We start from the raw sequence: 16,270 nt of genomic DNA on the forward strand, positions 1-16,270 counted from the left end.
TTCAACTCCCGGTCGCCGCCGCCGACCGGGGGAGTCTTGGGCGCGCACCCGGACGGTCGAGTATGGACCTGTTCGGAACCGCCGGCATCCGCGGCGACGTGACCGAGCGCGTCACGCCGGGGCTCGTCCTCGACGTGGCCCGCGCGCTCGGCGCTCACGCCCGCGAGGCCGGCGACCGGGAGTTCGTCGTCGGTCGCGACGGTCGCGTCACCGGACCGGCGCTGGCGGCGGCTGCCGAGGCTGGACTGGAGTCGGCGGGCGCGACCGTGCGCCGCATCGGTCAGGTGCCGACGCCCGCGCTGGCGTTCGCCTCGCGCGGTCGCCGCGGCGTCATGCTCACCGCTTCGCACAACCCGCCGACCGACAACGGCGTGAAGGCGTTCGTCGACGGCGTCGAGTACGGCGAAGCCGCCGAGACTGCCATCGAGGAGGCCGTCGCCGCCGGCGCCGCTCCGACCGACTGGGACGAGTGGGGCGACGGCGCCGACGAGGAGGTGCTCGACGCCTATCGTGCGGCCGTCGTCGACTACGCTCGCGGCTTCGGCGCGGACCCCGAGGACCTGCGCGTCGCCGTCGACTGCGGCAACGGGATGGCCGCGTTGGCGACCCCGCAGGTGCTCCGGGAGGTGGGTGCCGACGTGGTGACGCTCAACGCGACCGTCGACGGCCACTTCCCCGGCCGCGAGTCGAAGCCGACGCCGGAGTCGCTGACGGACCTCCGCGAGTTCGTCCGCGAGGGCGGTGCCGACTTCGGCATCGGTCACGACGGCGACGCCGACCGCATCGTCGTCGTCGACGGCGACGGCGAGGTCGTCCACGAGGACACCGTGCTCGCCATCCTCGCCGAGCGGTACGTCGCGACGAGCGACGCCGACGACCCCGTCGTCGTCACGACGCCCAACGCCTCCGGTCGGATCGACGAGCGCGTCGAGGCGGCGGGCGGACGCGTCGAGCGCGTCGCGCTCGGCTACCTCCACGACGGCATCGCTGCCGCCCGCGCGGGCGGGGGCGACGTGGTGTTCGCGGCCGAGCCGTGGAAGCACGTCCACACCGGCTTCGGCGACTGGATCGACGCCGTCGTCAGCGCCGCGGTGTTGACCCGCCTCGTCGCCGACGAGGGACTCGGCGGCCTGCGCGCACCCGTCACCGAGCGCCCGTACCGGAAGGTGAGCGTCGACTGCCCCGACGACGCCAAGCCCGCCGTGATGGAGCGACTCGGTGAGTCGCTGCCGGCGGCGTTCCCCGACGCCGAGGTCGACCCCGAGTACGGCGTGCGGCTCACGTTCCCGGACGCCTCGTGGACGCTCGTGCGCCCCTCGGGCACCGAGCCGTACGTCCGCGTGTACGCCGAACACGACGACGTCGATCCGTTCGTCGACGAAGTCGCCGCCGTCGTCGAGTCTGCCGTGAGTGCTGTCACTGAGTCGTAAGGAGCTTGTCCGGCGGATTACGACGATTTTAAACGTCTCAGCTCCGGGCTTGCGCACATGGACACAGACCGGTTCGATCGGCGGAAGTTCGTGAAGGGTGTCGGTGCGGCTGGCCTCGTCGGCCTCGCAGGCTGTACCGGCGGCCCCGAGTCCGGTGGCAGCGACGGCGGCTCCGAGGACACTGAGGCGTCGACCCCTGCGGCCGACGACACCGCGACCGAGGCCTCGGGCTCGGAGACGACCAACATCGGGATGGTGTACGCGACCGGCGGGCTGGGCGACGGCTCGTTCAACGACCAGGCGCAGACCGGGATCCAGCAGGCCGCCGAGGAGTTCGACATCTCCTTCGACGAGTCCGAGCCGGACTCGGTGTCGCAGTTCTCGACGTACCAGCAGCAGTACGCCCAGTCGACCGACCCCGACTACGACCTCGTGTCGTGTATCGGCTTCCTGCAGGCTGACGCGCTCTCCCAGACCGCGCCCGAGTACCCCGAGCAGGACTTCATGATCGTCGACAGCGTCGTCGACGCCGACAACGTCCGCTCGTACACGTTCAAGGAGCACGAGGGCTCGTACCTCGTCGGCCAACTGGCCGGCCTGCTCACGAGCCAGTCGTTCTCCGCGGGCGAGTCGTCGACCGCCAGCGACACCGCGAACGTCGGCTTCGTCGGCGGCGTCGAGGGGACGCTCATCAAGAAGTTCGAGGCCGGCTTCATCGCGGGCGCGCAGGCCGCGAACGCCGACATCGAGGTCCAATCGACGTACACCGGCTCCTTCTCCGAGCCGTCCGCGGGCCGCGAGGCCGCGAGCTCGATGTACAGCTCCGGCGCGGACGTCGTCTACCACGCGGCGGGGAACACCGGCATCGGCGTGTTCCAGGCCGCCCGCGAGGAGGGCAAGTTCGCCATCGGCGTCGACCGCGACCAGTCCGTCACGACGGACTACGCGGACGTGATCCTCGCGTCGATGGTCAAGCGCGTCGACACCGCCGTCTACAACGCCGCGCAGGCGACCGTCGAGGGCAGCTTCGAGGGCGGCACGGCGACCAGCCTCGGCCTGGCCGAGGAGGGTGTCGCCAACGTGTACGGCTCCGAACTGGGCAGTGAGATCCCCGACGACGTGAAGTCGGAGGTCGACGCCTCCGCCGAGGCGATCATCAACGGCGAGATCACCGTCCCGCAGGACCCGAGCGAGATCTGAGCGGGCGACCCCTCGGCGACGCGATGTCGCCGGCAGCCGTCTCGTCACACGATCCACACCTCTTTGTTCGCGCTTCGTCCGTGAGCCAGTGGTAGCTCCCCCTGACAGTCGTGTTTTCTGAGGCGTCGGTCGGACGAAACGCGCCGTTTATCCCGCACCCGCCGAAACACCCGCCGACATGACGGAGGCCGTCCGCCTCGACGGGATCACGAAGCGCTTCCCCGGCGTCGTCGCCAACGACGACGTCACCCTCTCGGTCGAGCGGGGGACGGTCCACGCCCTGCTCGGCGAGAACGGTGCCGGCAAGACCACGCTGATGAACGTCCTCTACGGGCTGTACGAGCCCACAGAGGGCGACGTGTACGTCGACGGGGACGGACTAAGTTACGACGACGACGGCGCGATTGCGGACCCCCCGCGTCGTTTCGACTCCCCGCGCGACGCTATCGACGCCGGCGTCGGGATGATCCACCAGCACTTCATGCTGGTCGACCCGATGACCGTCGCCGAGAACATCACCCTCGGGAACGAGCCGCGCAAGTGGGGCGGCCTCGCCGTGGACCGCGAGGCGGCTCGCGAGGACGTGATCGAACTGTCCGAGCGCTACGGCTTCGACGTGGAGCCGGAGGCGACGATCGAAGACATCGGCGTCGGCGTCCAACAGCGCGTCGAGATTCTGAAAGCGCTGTACCGGGGCGCAGAGATCCTCATCCTCGACGAGCCGACGGCCGTGCTCACGCCCCAGGAGGTCGAAGACCTGTTCGAGGTGCTGGAGGAGCTGACCGACGCGGGGAAGACGGTCATCTTCATCACGCACAAGTTGGGCGAGGCGCTGGAGGCCGCCGACGAGGTGACCGTCCTGCGCGACGGGAAGAACGTCGGCAGCGTGGAGACGGCGGGCACGACCCGCGAGGAGCTGGCCGAGCTGATGGTCGGTCGCGAGGTGATGCTGGAGACGGAGACGCCCCCCGCGAACCCGGGCGACGAGACGCTGACAGTGTCTGGCGTGAGCGCCGACGACGAGCGCGGCGTCACCGCGGTCGACGACGTGTCGTTCACCGTCCGCGAGGGCGAGGTGTTCGGCATCGCCGGCGTCGACGGCAACGGTCAGTCCGAGTTGGTCGAGGTGATCACCGGACTCCGCCGACCGACCGCCGGCAGCGTCGCACTGGAGGGCCGGGACGTGACCCGCGCGTCTCGTCGCGAGCGCACCCGCGCGGGCATGGCGTACATCCCCGAGGACCGCCAGGAGCGCGGGCTCGTGATGGACTTCGACCTCACCGAGAACGGCGTGCTCGGCTCCCAACACGACGTCCCGTTCGCACACAACGGCCGCCTCGACTGGTCGTACGCCGACGACCACGCGGTCGACATCATCGAAGAGTACGACGTTCGCCCACCGGACGCGAGCGCCGAGGCGAAGTCGCTGTCGGGCGGCAACCAGCAGAAGTTCATCGTCGGCCGGGAGTTCGCCCGCGACCCCTCCTGCATCGTCGCCTCGCACCCGACGCGCGGCGTCGACATCGGGTCGACGGAGTTCATCCACGACCGGCTCATCGACCTGCGCGACGAGGGACGAGCGGTGCTGCTCGTCTCCTCGAAGCTCGACGAGGTGCGCGGGCTGTCCGACCGCCTCGCGGTGATGTACCGCGGGCGCGTCGTCGACGTGGTCGACCCCGACGAGGTGACCGAAGAACAGCTCGGCCTGCTGATGGCCGGCGAGGAGCCCGAGGACGTTCCGCGCGCGCCGACGCCGGGCGCCCGCGACGGGGCCGGCTCCGGAGAGGCGGTGGAGACGCCGCCGACCGACGACGCGGACGCGGAGGTGGCCGATGACTGACGCTGGCGACGGGAGCGACCCGGCGTCGACGCCGTCGCCGCGCGACCGCGCGTTCGACGCGCTCGACCGCCTCGTGTCCGCCAGCGCGACCGAACGGCTCCTCATCTCTGGGTCTGCGCTCGTGTTGTCGATGGTGGTCGGCTTCCTCCTCATCCTCGTGGCGGGGCGGATGACCTCCTGTGACACGGCGGCGTACACGCTGTTCGGCGTCGGCTTCTGTTACGACCCGGTGCTCGTGTACGACAGCTTGTTCCTCGGCGCGTTCGGCGACTTCCTCGCGAACCCGCTCAACGGGCAGTTCGCCACCACCATCTCCGAGACGACGGTGCTGGTGTTCACGGGCGTCGCCGTCGCGGTGGCGTTCAAAGCGGGCGTGTTCAACATCGGCGGACAGGGCCAACTCGTGTTCGGCGCGCTCGCGAGCGCGCTGGCGACGTACGCCGTCGCGGGCGCCCTCTCGGGCGTCGTCGGCACCGTCGTGCTCGTCACCTTCGGCCTCGCGGTCGGCGCGTTCGTGGGTGGCCTGTACGGCGCTATCCCGGGCGCGCTGAAGGCGTACGCCGACGCCAACGAGGTGATCACGACGATCATGCTCAACTTCGTCGCCACCTCGGTGGCGCTGTACCTCGCGGGCGGCCCGTTCAAGGACCCCGAGAGCTTCGCCAACCAGACCCGGCGGCTCCCGGATTACGCGCTGTTCCCGCAGCCGCTGTTCCCGGGCCGGACGGACGCGTCGATGATCGCGCTCGTGCTGGCGGTCGTCGTCGCGCTCGGAATCGCGTACCTGCTCCAGCGGACGGCGTTCGGCTACGACATCCGGACGAGCGGCATCCAGCCGGACGCCGCCGAGTACGGCGGCGTCGACGCCGCACGCACGGTCGTCTCCTCGATGGCGCTGTCGGGCGCGCTCGCCGGCCTCGGTGGCGCGGTGTACGTCCTCACCATCGCCGGCAACTTCCAGACGGGCGTGCCCGACTACGGCTTCGACGGCATCACCGTCTCCATCCTCGCGGGCAACAACCCGGTCGGCGCCATCGCCGCCGCGCTGCTGTTCGGCGTCCTCAAGTCCGGGTCCATCGTCGTCGACGTGAGCACGGACGTGCCGCCGCAGTTGGTGGGCGTCCTCCGCGGGCTCATCGTCCTGTTCGTGGCGATGCCGGAGTTCTTCCGGATGATCGGCAAGCGCGTCGACGTGCGCGACCGGTTCGGGGGGAGTCGTGACGCCGTCGCGACCGACGGAGGTGAGGACGCGTGAGCGCTCCCTCCTCGATTCCGGAGGCGGTCGGCGACCGCGTCGACGCCCTCGGGACGCGCACGACGGTCGCGGTCGGGACGGTGCTGGCGGCGCTGCTCGCCGTCGGCGCACTCGCAGCGGCCGGCTCGGGCGACACCGTCGTGGCCGTCCTCGAACTGCTGTTCTCGAAGTCGACGCTCGGCGCGGCGCTGCGCCTGTCAGTGCCCATCGCGTTCGCCGCGCTGGGCGGCATCTTCGCCGAGAAGTCGGGCGTCATCAACATCGGGCTGGAGGGGCTGCTCATCATCTCGGCGTTCGCCGGGGTGTACGCCACCTCCGTCACCGGGTCGGTGTGGCTCGGCGTCCTCGGCGGCGTCGTCGCCTCGACGCTGCTGGCGGCGCTGTTCGCGGTCGTCTGCATCGAGTTCCGCGCCGACCAGATCATCGCGGGACTGGCCATCTGGCTCATCGCGCTCGGGCTCGCGCCGTTCGCCTCGCAGGTCGTGTTCGGCTCGAAGAACGCCTCCGCGGGCGCGACGTTCCCCGACATCCAGCAGCTGCTGGCCGACACCGGTATCCCGGTGCTCTCGACGGTCGTCGTCGACGCGCTGGCGGCGCTGGGCGAACTCCCGTTCTTCGGGGCGCTGTTCGAGGCGTCGCCGATGGTGTACCTGATGTTCGTCGCCGTCGGCGCGTCGTGGTGGACGCTGAACCGCACCTCCTTCGGTCGCTGGGTGCGCGCCTCCGGGGAGAACCCGAAGGCGCTCGACACCGCCGGCGTCGACGTGACGCGCGTGCGCTACGCGGCGGTGCTGCTGTCGGGCGTCCTCGCGGGCATCGGCGGCGCGGCGCTGTCGCTGTCGCTCGGCCAGTTCGTCGGCAACGGGCCGACGATGGTGAACGGGAAGGGGTTCATCGCCATCGTCACCTACCTGCTCGGGAACTACAACCCGATCGGCGCACTGCTGTCGACGATGCTGTTCGCCGGACTGGACGCGCTGCAGTTCTCGCTGCAGGGCCAGGACGTGCTCGCCATCCCGCAGTCGCTCGTGCGCACCATCCCGTACGTGTCGGTCATCGTCGTGCTGGCGCTGTTCGGTCGGACGCGCATCCCGGAGGCGGCCGGGGAGTACTACGAGTCGGGTGAGGAGTAGCGCGGCCGAGCGAACGGCGTGAGCGAGGCCGCGGCCAGACGGCGGCGAGGTCATCGGGCCGAGCCGCCCGGAACAGCGGAGATCGCCCACGGCTCACGGCTCGCTGCGCTCGCCGTTCGCATCGGGGTCTCGCTCGCTCCGCTCGCTCGACCCCGCACCGAACGACTGCCTTTTTTACCACCCACGAGTGACTCCGTGTAATGACTACACACGAGCCCGATATCGTCGTCGTCGGCGCGGGCACGGCGGGCTGTTACGCGGCTGCGACCGCCGCGGACGCCGGCTTCGACGTCGTCATCGTGGAGCGGAAAGACGAGGAGGAGGCGGGTCACATCGCCTGCGGGGACGCGCTCAAGGGCGCGGACAAGTTCCCCGACTCGATCCCCAAATCGGAGATCCAGCCGGCGTTCACCAACACCGGCGTCGACCACGGTCGCTTCGAGATCCCGAGCCACGACACGGTGCTGGAGATCCCGATCCCCGGCGAACTCGCCGTCATCGACCGCCTGAAGTACGGCAAACTGCTCATCGAGGGCGCGAAGAAGCGCGGCGTCGACTTCCACTACGACACGGTCGTCCAGGACGTGACCCAGACGGACGACGGGCGCGTCACCGGCGTCCGCGGCAAGCGCAAGGGCGAGGTCGTCGAGTACGAGGCGGAGGTCACCATCGACGCCGCGGGGGCCCTGTCGATCCTCCAGGACAAGGCGGACCTGTCCGACGCGACGTTCGACACCAACGTCTCGTTCTCGCAGTTCTGCTCGGCGTACCGCGAGATCGTCGAGGTGCCCGAGCCGGTCGACTACGACGACGCGCTCGTGTTCAAGCCGACGAAGCGCGCGGCGGGCTACCTCTGGTACTTCCCGCGCAGCGACACCGAGATCAACGCCGGCCTCGGCTTCCAGATGAACGAGGAGCCGATGAAGCTCGTCGACGACCTCAAGCAGGACATGCGCGCGCGCCCCGAGTTCGAGGGCGCTGAGGTGACCGACAAGCTGGGCGCGGCGCTGCCCACTCGCCGCCCGTACGACTCGGCAGTCGCGCCGGGGTTCGTCGCTGCCGGCGACGCCGCGGGCCACGTCAACCCGACCACCGGGGGCGGCATCGCGGGCGCCGCCTACGCCGGGAAGTACGCCGCCGAGCAGGCCATCGAGGCGATCGAACAGGGCGACGTGAGCGAGGAGGCGCTGTGGCGCTACAACGAGCGCGTCATGCACCACTTCGGGAGCCGCTTCGCCGCGCTCGACGTGTACAACATCCTCTCGACGGCCGTCGACGTGGACGAGCTGATGGGGCTGATGGCGTCACTGCCCGGCGAGAGCCTCGCGGAGGCGCTGTACGAGGGGAGCGCGTCCGTGAAGCCGCGGCTCGTCGCGGAGGTCGTCAAGGACAGCTACGGCCACTGGGGGCAGATCTGGGACTTCTACAAGACGAAGCGCGCCGCCGACGAGCTGATGGCCCACTACGAGCGCTACCCGCAGCGCCCGGGCGGCTTCGAGGGCTGGCGCGCCGAGCGCGACCGGATCATGGAGCGCGTGTACGACGTGACCGGCGCCGACGCGAAGTACTGACGAGCGGCGCCGTCAGCACTACATCGCTCACGCGTTTCGGGTCTCCGCGTCCGACTCCGTCTGCCTCGCCAGTCACAACGCGGAACGCGAAGAATGGCTCGCTGGCGGGGACTGACGCTGGTGGCTCAGTCGCCGTCGGTCACTCCTCGTCGAAGGTGGTCCACTCCGCTTCGGTGCCCAGAATGTCGACGAGGGAGCTGACCATCGACTGGAGTTCGTCGATCTGTTGCTGTTGGCGCTCCGCGAGTTCTTCGAGTTCGGTGAGGCGTGCGGCGCCGTCTTCGTGCTGGTGGTTCACTCGTTCGACCTTCGCCGAGAGTGACTCCATCGCTCCCGAGAGGTTCTCGATGTCCCCATCGGTCGCGAGCCCGTGGTTCTCCGGGTCGCGCAGCATCTCCCTGTTCGTGACGATGGCGTCCGAGACGCTCGTACTCCCCTCCGGGAGGGGAATGGTCATCCCTGGCGACTCGGCCACGTCTCCCCCCTGTGCGGCGTCGTCGGTCTGGTTGGAGTCGTCCTGCGTTGCATCTGGATTCGAGTCTCTCGGCCCACTGCTCATGGGGGGAGTGAGGTAGTCGGTGACATAAATCGTCGTCAGACAATAGTAGTTATTCAGACACTTTCGGCGGACTTACACCGCAGCGTCGGCGGTCATCTCGTCCATCGGCTCGTCGCTCGCGTCGTCACGCGTCTCGAAGTACACGTGGGCGATGGCCGCAGCGAGGACCGGGCCGGAGATAGCGTTGAGGAGCACCGCGGAGATGCCCGTCGTCGCCAGGTCCGTGCTGATCAGCGCGAGGATCCCAGCCGCGACCGCCTGGAGGACGAACACGACGAGGAACACGCCGAGCAGGCGCAGGACGTTCCCGCGACCCATCGTCCAGCCCTCGCGCAGCGAGTCGGCGATGCCGTGCTCGCCGAGCGCGGCGACGGGGAGCGCGGGCGCCAACCGGGCGGCGATGTACAGCCCGGGGATCACGAGTGCGATCAGGCCGAGGAACACGGCCAGCGCGTAGGCGACGCTCACGACGAGCAGGGTGACGTACCGCTCGCGCACGTCGGCGGCGACCGCGTTCAGCCCGCGCGCCTGGAGTCGGATGTCGTCTGCGACGACGACGTACGCCATCCCGACGACGAAGGTGGTCACGAGGAGCGCGAGCAGCCCCCCGACGAACGGGACGTAGCCGACGAGGCCCGCCAGCAGGAACAGGCCGACGAGGGCGGGGTTGTCTCGGACGCGGACGGCGGCCCAGGTGACGAGGCGGCGGACACCGAGTCGCTCGACGCGCTCGACTGACTGGTTGGACACTGTGGTGGACATTGTGAAACTCCGATACTCCGATCTGCGGAATACCTTCATTACTAATGGCACCGCGAGCTAATAAACTAGCAGTGAGACGGGCTCGCTCGGCTCTTCCCCCGTCTCAGGGCTGCTGCTCGGCGATCGAGAGCACCGCCGCCGTGAGGAAGTCGACGCCGATATCGAGCGACTCCTCCTCCACGTCGAAGGTGCTGGTGTGGTGGCCGCCGGGGTGACTGGTGCCGACGCCGACGTAACTGGCGTAGCCGCCGTTCTCCTGCACCGCTTGCATCATGTACGTCGCGTCCTCGCTGCCGCCCAACTCGTCGCGTTCGATCACGTTCGTCACGCCGTCGATGTCGCCGGCGGCGGGCGCGATGGCGTCGATCAGTTCCTGGTCGCTCGTCGCCGACGGCGCGCGCCCGAGCGTCTCGATGTCCACGTCCACCTCGTGCATGTCGGCGGCTGACTCGATGACGCGGCCCGCCTTGTCGTCCATGTACTCCATCAACTCGGTGGTACCGCCGCGCACCTCACCCTCGACGAAGCACTCCTCGGGGATGATGTTCGTCGCGGTGCCGCCGCCGACGACGCCGGCGTTCACGCGGGTCGGCCCGTCGGCGTGGCGCGGGATGCCGTACAGATTCTGGATGGCCGCCGCCGCGGCCTGCACCGTGTTGCGGCCCTGCTCGGGGTGACCTCCGGCGTGGGAGGGTTCGCCCTCGAACTCCGCGAGGAAGTGCGAGACGGCGAGGAAGCCGTCGATGCCGCAGATGACCTCGCCGGTCGGGTGGTCGAGGCCGACGTGTGCGGCCAGGAAGTACTCCACGTCCGCGATGAGGTCGGAGTCGGCCATCGGCTTGCCGCCGACGATCTGCTCTTCGCCGGGCTGGAAGAACACCTTCAGCGTGCCTTGGAAGTCGGACGCGAGCACCTCGTCGATCAGGCCGAGGCCGAACGTCGCGTGGGCGTCGTGGCCGCAGGCGTGCATGTACCCCTCGTTCTCCGAGCGGAAGCCCGCGTCTGCGGGGGCGTGGTCGTCGTCTTCGGATTCGAGGATCGGGAGCGCGTCGATGTCGACGCGGACGCCGACGACCGGCCCCTCACCACGTTCCAGCACGGCGACTGCGCCGGTGTAGCCGCCTTCGATCTTCGCGAGCACGTCTTCGTTCGCGCCGGCGTCGCGGGCGCGCTCGAACCACTCGGCGAGTTCCTCGTCGTCGGGGACGTTCATGCGCTCGGAGCCGAGGATGTCGGGGCCGTAGTGGACCGCGTCGAGGTCGCGAGCCGCCAACTCGTCGACGATGCGCGCGGTGGTGTAGAACTCACACCACGCGGGTTCGGGGTGGCGGTGGAGGTCGCGGCGGAACGCCGACAGATCGTCGTGAGCGACAGTCTGGCTCATACCGCGGGCTTGCGCGTGGGTCGGGATAAACCCGGGCGTCGCGGCACGCTGGACGTGTCCGCGACGCGATCGGTTCCGGCTACTCGTCGTCGGCCAGCGCCTCGCTGTAGCGCACGGTCAACACCGGTTGCCCCGCCGAGCGCACCACCCGCTCGGTGACGCTGCCGAGGAGGTAGCGGTCGAGGCCGCGGCGGGCGTGGGTCGCCATCACGATCAGGTCGACGTCGTTGTCGTCGGCGTACTCGACGATCTCCCGATAGGCGGTGCCGGTGACGACCGCCTCGACGGTGGCGACGTTCGCCTCCTCGGCGGCCTCGGCGATCCGCTCGACGGCGGCCTCTCCCTCGCGTTCGAGCGCGTCGCTCACGATAGAGGTGCCGCCCTCCAGCACGGAGTAGGCGGTCGCGTCGACGACGTACAGCACGTGGACCGTCGAGTCGAACTCCTGAGCCAGCGTCAGCGCGTGGTCGACCGCCGCGTCCGCCGCCGGACTTCCGTCGGTCGGCACGAGGATGTCGTCGTACATACAGTTCGTCCTACGCGGCGGGTGAGAAAAAAGCGACCCCCACGCTCCCCCCGGGGAGAAACGAGCTGCCGAGGGCGCGCTCTGCACCGCCGCGACGACTCACTCCGTCGCGTCGGCGTCCGTCTCGCCCGCGCCGCTCGCCCGCACCGCGTCCTCGCAGACGCGCAACGCCTCGTAGCGCTCGGACTCGTCCTCGATGGCGACCGTCTCGACGACCGCCCAGGCGCCGCCGCGGAAGTCGATGCCCTTCACCCACGAGTCGGTCGCGAGCAGCAGGCCCTCGGCGCCGGGGGCGGCGGCGTTCCCCTCGGCCGCCGCCGTGTCCGTCTCGCTGTCGACGGCGACGGCGAGTTCGACCGAGTCCGCGCGATTCAACGAGGCCACCTCCCCGTCCGTGAGCGGGCGACCGGGGAGTGACGCGACCAGCGACATGGACGTTGGTGGGCGGCGGCGCCCGATGAGCGTGTCGTTCCCGGACGGCGCCGCGGTCGCCCCTTCGCTCGCGGCCGAAACCCGAAGACATACTATCGCGGCGGGGACACGCCCGGGTATGTCGGACGGCGACCGGACGGGCGCGACACGGTCGACCCGGTTCGACCGCACCGTCGCCGCGGTCGGGGTCGTCGTCGCGCTCGCCCTCATCGCACGGTTCGCCCTCCTCGGCGCCCGGCCGTTCCACTGGGACGAGGGCCGCGTCGGCTACTGGACCCTCCGGTACCTCGACACCGGCGTGTACGAGTACCGCCCGGTCGCCGGCGGGCCCTTCCTGTACCTCGCGAACCGCTGGGTGTTCGCCCTGTTTGGCGCTTCGGATGCAACCGCGCGGGCGGTCGTCGCGCTCGTCGGCGGCCTGCTCCCCGCGGCGGCGCTGTTGTTCCGCGGCAGCCTCCGCGACGACGAGACGGTCGCGCTCGCGGCGCTGCTGGCGGGGTCGCCGCTGTTGGTCTACTACTCGCGGTTCCTCCGCGGCGACGTGCTCGCGGCGGCGTTCGGCCTCGTCGCGGTCGGCGCGCTCGTCCGCCACCGCGACACCGGCGCGCGGTGGCCGCTGTACCTCGCCGCCGCCGCCGTCCCGCTCGCGCTCGCCTCGTCCGGGTTCGCGCTCGTGTCCCTCCCGCTGTGGCTCGTCGCGGGCGTCGCCGTCCTCGACGAGACGCGCGTCCGCGGCACGCCCGCGGCGGCGGCACAGCGCGTCGGCGCCGGCGTCGCGTGGCTCCGGGCGAACACCACGCCGCTCGCCCGGGCGCTGTTCGTCTTCCTCGGCGTCGCACTCCTCCTGTTCGCTCCGCGCGGCGGCGGCGTCGGGCCGGGGCTGTGGTCGCCGTCGACGCTCCCGTCGGTCGTCTCCTTCGCGTTCGTCGAGGCGCCCGAGCGGTTCGTGCAACTCCGGTTCGCCGACCGCCTGTCGCCGCCGGCCCGCGGCAACTCGTTCCTCCCCGCGGTCGTCGGCTACGCGCGGACGCTCGTCGCGACGGCGTGGCCGGCGCTGCTGTTCGGACTGGTCGGCTTCCTCCACGAGCGCTACCAGCCGGAGAGCCGGGGGGTCGTCGCCTTCGGCGGCTACGCCGCGGGACTCGGGCTGCTCGCGTTCCCCATCGCGTCGATGGGCGTCGAGCCGTGGACGGCGGTCCACGTCGTCCCGCTGTTGGCGCTGCCGGGCGCCGTCGGGTTGGCGTGGGCCGCTCGCGGACTGGCTGCGCGCGCGTCGGTCGCAGAACCGGCGTTGCTCGTGGCCGTCCTCCTGGTCGCGTCGGCGGGCGTCGTCGGCTACGGTGCGACCGCCGCGGGCGTGTACGCGGACCCCGCCCCCGGGTCGGCGTTCGCCCAGTACGCCCAACCCTCGGACGACCTCGACCCGATGCTGGCCGCCGCCGCAACCGCCATGGAGGGGAACGACGGCACGGACGTGGGCTACGTGGGGCGCGAACTGTACACGGAGCAGGAGTACGCGCTCCCGCCTGTCGCGGCGGTCGACCGCGACGCGTGGGGTGCGCGGCTCCCGCTCCAGTGGTACTTCGAGCGCATGGGCGCCGAGACGGAGAGCGTCACCGCCCTCGCGCAGTTCGGGGACGACCCACCACCGGTGGTCGTCACCACGCCCGACCGGCGCGTCGACGTGAACACGAATCTCGACGGCTACCAGCAGTACGACGCCAGCTTGGGGCTGTGGAACCGCGACGTGATCGTGTTCGTCGAAGAGTGAGGCGACCGACGGGGTAGCGTCGGGCGAGACGGCGCCGCGGCTCGGTGGTGTCGAATCGAACGCGGTGAAAAACGGTGTGTCGTGCGGTCAGCGCGTCAGCGGAAGCCCATCGCTTCGATCTGCTCTTGGTACCGGTTCCGGATGGTGACCTCCGTCACCTGCGCCACGTCGGCGACCTCGCGCTGCGTCTTCTTCTCGTTACACAGCAGCGAGGCGGCGTAGATGGCGGCGGCGGCGAAGCCCGTGGGCGACTTGCCCGACAGCAGGCCCTGCTCGGCGGACACGTCGATGATCTCTGTGGCCTTCGCCTGTGTCTCCTCGCTGAGGTTGAGCGCGCTGGCGAACCGCGGGACGAACTGCTTGGGGTCGACCGGCTTCAGTTCGAGACCGAGTTCCTGGGAGATGTAGCGGTAGGTCCGACCGATCTCCTTCTGCTCGACCCGGGACACCTCCGCGACCTCGTCGAGCGAGCGCGGGATGCCCTCCTGCCGGCACGCCGCGTACAGCGCGGCGGTCGCGACGCCCTCGATGGAGCGCCCGCGGATGAGGTCCTCCTTCAGCGCGCGGCGGTAGATGACGGAGGCGACCTCGCGGACCGAGCGGGGGACGCCCAGCGCGGAGGCCATGCGGTCGATCTCAGAGAGCGCGAACTGGAGGTTGCGCTCGCCCGCGTCTTTGGTGCGGATGCGCTCTTGCCACTTGCGGAGGCGGTGCATCTGCGAGCGCTTCTCGGAGGACAGCGACCGGCCGTAGGCGTCTTTGTCCTTCCAGTCGATAGTGGTCGTCAGCCCCTTGTCGTGCATCGTCTCCGTCACCGGGGCGCCCACCCGAGACTTCGACTGCCGCTCGGAGTGGTTGAACGCGCGCCACTCCGGTCCGCGGTCGATCTGGCGCTCGTCGAGCACCAGCCCACAGTCGTCACAGACCAGTTCTCCCTGGTCAGCGTCCATGACGACGTTGTCGCTGGAACACTCCGGGCACGAGAGCGTCTCGTCCGACTGCTTCTCCGACTCCCCGCTCTCCCGTTGTCGCTGTCGGCTCGGACCTTCCATTAATAAGTCTTCTGTCGCGGCTCGTATTTAAAGCTTTGGGCCGACGTTCTCGCAGAATCTGTAACACAGACCCGTTCACGCACTCGTTTTCAGGCAGTATCAGGGGCTCAACCGAACCGATACGCATGTCGTGGGGGGTGTCGACGTTCGGTGCACGACGCGTCTGTTCGGCCTGTAGACACCTCTCGACGGGTGGTTCGCGTTCGACGCTGCCGCCGTGGCTGGCGACTGAGATAACCACTGGACATTAGCAAACGCTTTTGTATTACCGGGTGTACGGTGTTGCCATGAGCACCCAGTCGCCCGCGCACGTCCGCCAGGCCGTGGCCAGTGCCGAACCGGTCGACGCCGAACCGGTCACCATCGACGCCGCCGCGCTGTCCTCGACGGCGCCGGCGGACCTGCGCGACCTGCGCGCCGCGCTCGCCGACGAGGGGTACGTCCCCGCCGGCCTGCGCGTCGAAGCGGACTTCACGACCGACTGCTCCATCGAGACGCAGCGCGAGGCGGACCGCCTGCGCTCGCTGGTCCGCACCGCCAGTCACCTCGGCGCGGGCGAACTCGTCGTCCACACGGACGCCGACGCCGACGCCGAGAAGGTCTGTCCCGCGCTGGAGGCGCTGGCCGAGCGCGCCGAGCGCGAGGGCGTCTCGCTCACCGTCGCCGGCGCGGTCGACTCGCCCGCGGACGTGGACGCCTGAACCGGTGGCGAGTCGTCGCGCGCTGGAGGGGGAGTTGGCCGTCGTCGCCGGCTTCGACGACCCCACGGCGAGTCTCGAACAGTACCCGACGCCCGCAGACGTGGCCGCCCACGTCGTCCACCTCGCGGACCTCCGCGGCGACGTCGAGGGGGGGACCGTCGTCGACCTCGGCGCCGGCACCGGGATGTTCGCCCTCGGTGCCGCCCTCCGCGGCGCCACTCGCGTTGTCGGCGTCGAACTCGATCGCGGCGCGCTCGCGGTCGCGCGCGCCAACGAACGCCGCGTCGGCGCCCGCACGGCCGTCCACTGGGTGCACGCCGACGCGACGCGTCCCCCGCTGTCGCGCGACCGCGTCGCCGACGAAGGCCCCGTCACCGCGATCATGAACCCGCCGTTCGGCGCCCAGACCGGCAACGAACACGCCGACCGCGCGTTCCTGGAGACGGTCGCCGCGCTCGCGGACGTGTCGTACTCCGTCCACAACGCCGGGAGCCGCGAGTTCGTGGAGGCGTTCGCCGCCGACGAGGGCGGTACGGTGACCGACGCCTTCGCCGCGACGCTCACGCTCGACAGGACGTACGACCACCAGACGAGCGCCGCCGCCGACATCGACGCCGAGGTGTTTCGGATCGAGTGGAGCGGTGCGTAGCGACG

At 70.3% G+C, this 16,270-nt stretch carries 15 protein-coding genes; 9 read left to right on the forward strand and 6 right to left on the reverse strand.

Going from position 1 to position 16,270, the window contains the following annotated elements; genetic code table 11:
- Positions 1–62: 62 nt before the first annotated feature.
- The 6 genes from P0R32_RS05665 to P0R32_RS05690 all read left to right on the forward strand — a co-directional run bounded on the left by P0R32_RS05665 (position 63) and on the right by P0R32_RS05690 (position 8,429).
- Entirely contained in the window at positions 63–1,430 is a 1,368-nt protein-coding gene (locus P0R32_RS05665; RefSeq protein ID WP_276238980.1) for a phosphohexomutase domain-containing protein, read from the forward strand.
- A 57-nt stretch (positions 1,431–1,487) separates the two neighbouring features.
- The gene (locus P0R32_RS05670) at positions 1,488–2,630 is read left to right on the forward strand and encodes a BMP family lipoprotein (protein WP_276238981.1); all 1,143 of its coding nucleotides are present in this window, start codon (positions 1,488–1,490) and stop codon (positions 2,628–2,630) included.
- Positions 2,631–2,808: 178 nt separating this feature from the next.
- Positions 2,809–4,470: an ABC transporter ATP-binding protein gene (locus P0R32_RS05675; protein WP_276238982.1), complete on the forward strand. Its 1,662-nt coding sequence runs from the start codon at positions 2,809–2,811 to the stop codon at positions 4,468–4,470.
- Entirely contained in the window at positions 4,463–5,725 is a 1,263-nt protein-coding gene (locus tag P0R32_RS05680) for an ABC transporter permease (RefSeq protein WP_276238983.1), read from the forward strand. Before P0R32_RS05675 ends, P0R32_RS05680 begins: the two co-directional genes overlap by 8 nt.
- Positions 5,722–6,858 (forward strand): ABC transporter permease, encoded by a 1,137-nt coding sequence (locus P0R32_RS05685; RefSeq protein ID WP_390218715.1) that lies wholly within the window; start codon positions 5,722–5,724, stop codon positions 6,856–6,858. Before P0R32_RS05680 ends, P0R32_RS05685 begins: the two co-directional genes overlap by 4 nt.
- 200 nt (positions 6,859–7,058) lie before the next feature.
- Complete coding sequence (locus P0R32_RS05690; RefSeq protein WP_276238984.1) at positions 7,059–8,429, forward strand: geranylgeranyl reductase family protein; 1,371 nt, start codon at positions 7,059–7,061, stop codon at positions 8,427–8,429.
- 139 nt (positions 8,430–8,568) lie between these two features.
- On the opposite strand, the gene P0R32_RS05695 is transcribed toward P0R32_RS05690, so the two are convergent.
- From P0R32_RS05695 to P0R32_RS05715, 5 genes are all read right to left on the reverse strand, one after another.
- Complete coding sequence (locus P0R32_RS05695) at positions 8,569–8,988, reverse strand: hypothetical protein (protein WP_276238985.1); 420 nt, start codon at positions 8,986–8,988, stop codon at positions 8,569–8,571.
- Between the two features lie 72 nt (positions 8,989–9,060).
- Positions 9,061–9,750: a hypothetical protein gene (locus P0R32_RS05700; protein WP_276238986.1), complete on the reverse strand. Its 690-nt coding sequence runs from the start codon at positions 9,748–9,750 to the stop codon at positions 9,061–9,063.
- Positions 9,751–9,853: 103 nt separating this feature from the next.
- A complete protein-coding gene (locus P0R32_RS05705; RefSeq protein ID WP_276238987.1) occupies positions 9,854–11,134 on the reverse strand; it encodes an amidohydrolase in 1,281 nt (426 codons plus the stop codon).
- Between the two features lie 79 nt (positions 11,135–11,213).
- A complete protein-coding gene (locus P0R32_RS05710; RefSeq protein ID WP_276238988.1) occupies positions 11,214–11,660 on the reverse strand; it encodes a universal stress protein in 447 nt (148 codons plus the stop codon).
- A 99-nt stretch (positions 11,661–11,759) separates the two neighbouring features.
- Positions 11,760–12,092: a DUF7964 domain-containing protein gene (locus P0R32_RS05715; protein WP_276238989.1), complete on the reverse strand. Its 333-nt coding sequence runs from the start codon at positions 12,090–12,092 to the stop codon at positions 11,760–11,762.
- Positions 12,093–12,210: 118 nt separating this feature from the next.
- Here P0R32_RS05715 and P0R32_RS05720 point away from each other — a divergent pair, with 118 nt between their 5' ends.
- Entirely contained in the window at positions 12,211–13,863 is a 1,653-nt protein-coding gene (locus P0R32_RS05720; RefSeq protein WP_276238990.1) for a flippase activity-associated protein Agl23, read from the forward strand.
- Positions 13,864–13,958: 95 nt separating this feature from the next.
- Here the strand turns inward: P0R32_RS05720 and P0R32_RS05725 are convergent, their stop codons facing one another.
- A complete protein-coding gene (locus P0R32_RS05725) occupies positions 13,959–14,915 on the reverse strand; it encodes a transcription initiation factor IIB (RefSeq protein WP_276238991.1) in 957 nt (318 codons plus the stop codon).
- A gap of 287 nt (positions 14,916–15,202) precedes the next feature.
- Here P0R32_RS05725 and P0R32_RS05730 point away from each other — a divergent pair, with 287 nt between their 5' ends.
- Complete coding sequence (locus tag P0R32_RS05730) at positions 15,203–15,616, forward strand: DUF7961 family protein (RefSeq protein ID WP_276238992.1); 414 nt, start codon at positions 15,203–15,205, stop codon at positions 15,614–15,616.
- Positions 15,617–15,620: 4 nt separating this feature from the next.
- Positions 15,621–16,265, forward strand: a complete 645-nt coding sequence (locus tag P0R32_RS05735; RefSeq protein WP_276238993.1) for an METTL5 family protein — start codon at positions 15,621–15,623, stop codon at positions 16,263–16,265.
- Positions 16,266–16,270 lie beyond the last annotated feature (5 nt).

Origin of the sequence: Halobaculum marinum (assembly GCF_029338555.1) — an archaeon.
GTDB classification, from domain to species: Archaea; Halobacteriota; Halobacteria; order Halobacteriales; family Haloferacaceae; genus Halobaculum; species Halobaculum marinum.

What these genes read in the sequence shown, in the direction of transcription:
- P0R32_RS05675 (WP_276238982.1), top strand. Translation starts at nt 2,809, where the DNA reads ATGACGGAGGCCGTCCGCCTCGACGGGATCACGAAGCGCTTCCCCGGC.
- P0R32_RS05690 (WP_276238984.1), top strand. Translation starts at nt 7,059, where the DNA reads ATGACTACACACGAGCCCGATATCGTCGTCGTCGGCGCGGGCACGGCG.
- P0R32_RS05670 (WP_276238981.1), top strand. Translation starts at nt 1,488, where the DNA reads ATGGACACAGACCGGTTCGATCGGCGGAAGTTCGTGAAGGGTGTCGGT.
- P0R32_RS05700 (WP_276238986.1), bottom strand. Translation starts at nt 9,750, where the DNA reads ATGTCCACCACAGTGTCCAACCAGTCAGTCGAGCGCGTCGAGCGACTC.
- P0R32_RS05725 (WP_276238991.1), bottom strand. Translation starts at nt 14,915, where the DNA reads ATGGAAGGTCCGAGCCGACAGCGACAACGGGAGAGCGGGGAGTCGGAG.
- P0R32_RS05710 (WP_276238988.1), bottom strand. Translation starts at nt 11,660, where the DNA reads ATGTACGACGACATCCTCGTGCCGACCGACGGAAGTCCGGCGGCGGAC.
- P0R32_RS05720 (WP_276238990.1), top strand. Translation starts at nt 12,211, where the DNA reads ATGTCGGACGGCGACCGGACGGGCGCGACACGGTCGACCCGGTTCGAC.
- P0R32_RS05715 (WP_276238989.1), bottom strand. Translation starts at nt 12,092, where the DNA reads ATGTCGCTGGTCGCGTCACTCCCCGGTCGCCCGCTCACGGACGGGGAG.
- P0R32_RS05665 (WP_276238980.1), top strand. Translation starts at nt 63, where the DNA reads ATGGACCTGTTCGGAACCGCCGGCATCCGCGGCGACGTGACCGAGCGC.
- P0R32_RS05730 (WP_276238992.1), top strand. Translation starts at nt 15,203, where the DNA reads ATGAGCACCCAGTCGCCCGCGCACGTCCGCCAGGCCGTGGCCAGTGCC.
- P0R32_RS05695 (WP_276238985.1), bottom strand. Translation starts at nt 8,988, where the DNA reads ATGAGCAGTGGGCCGAGAGACTCGAATCCAGATGCAACGCAGGACGAC.
- P0R32_RS05705 (WP_276238987.1), bottom strand. Translation starts at nt 11,134, where the DNA reads ATGAGCCAGACTGTCGCTCACGACGATCTGTCGGCGTTCCGCCGCGAC.
- P0R32_RS05680 (WP_276238983.1), top strand. Translation starts at nt 4,463, where the DNA reads ATGACTGACGCTGGCGACGGGAGCGACCCGGCGTCGACGCCGTCGCCG.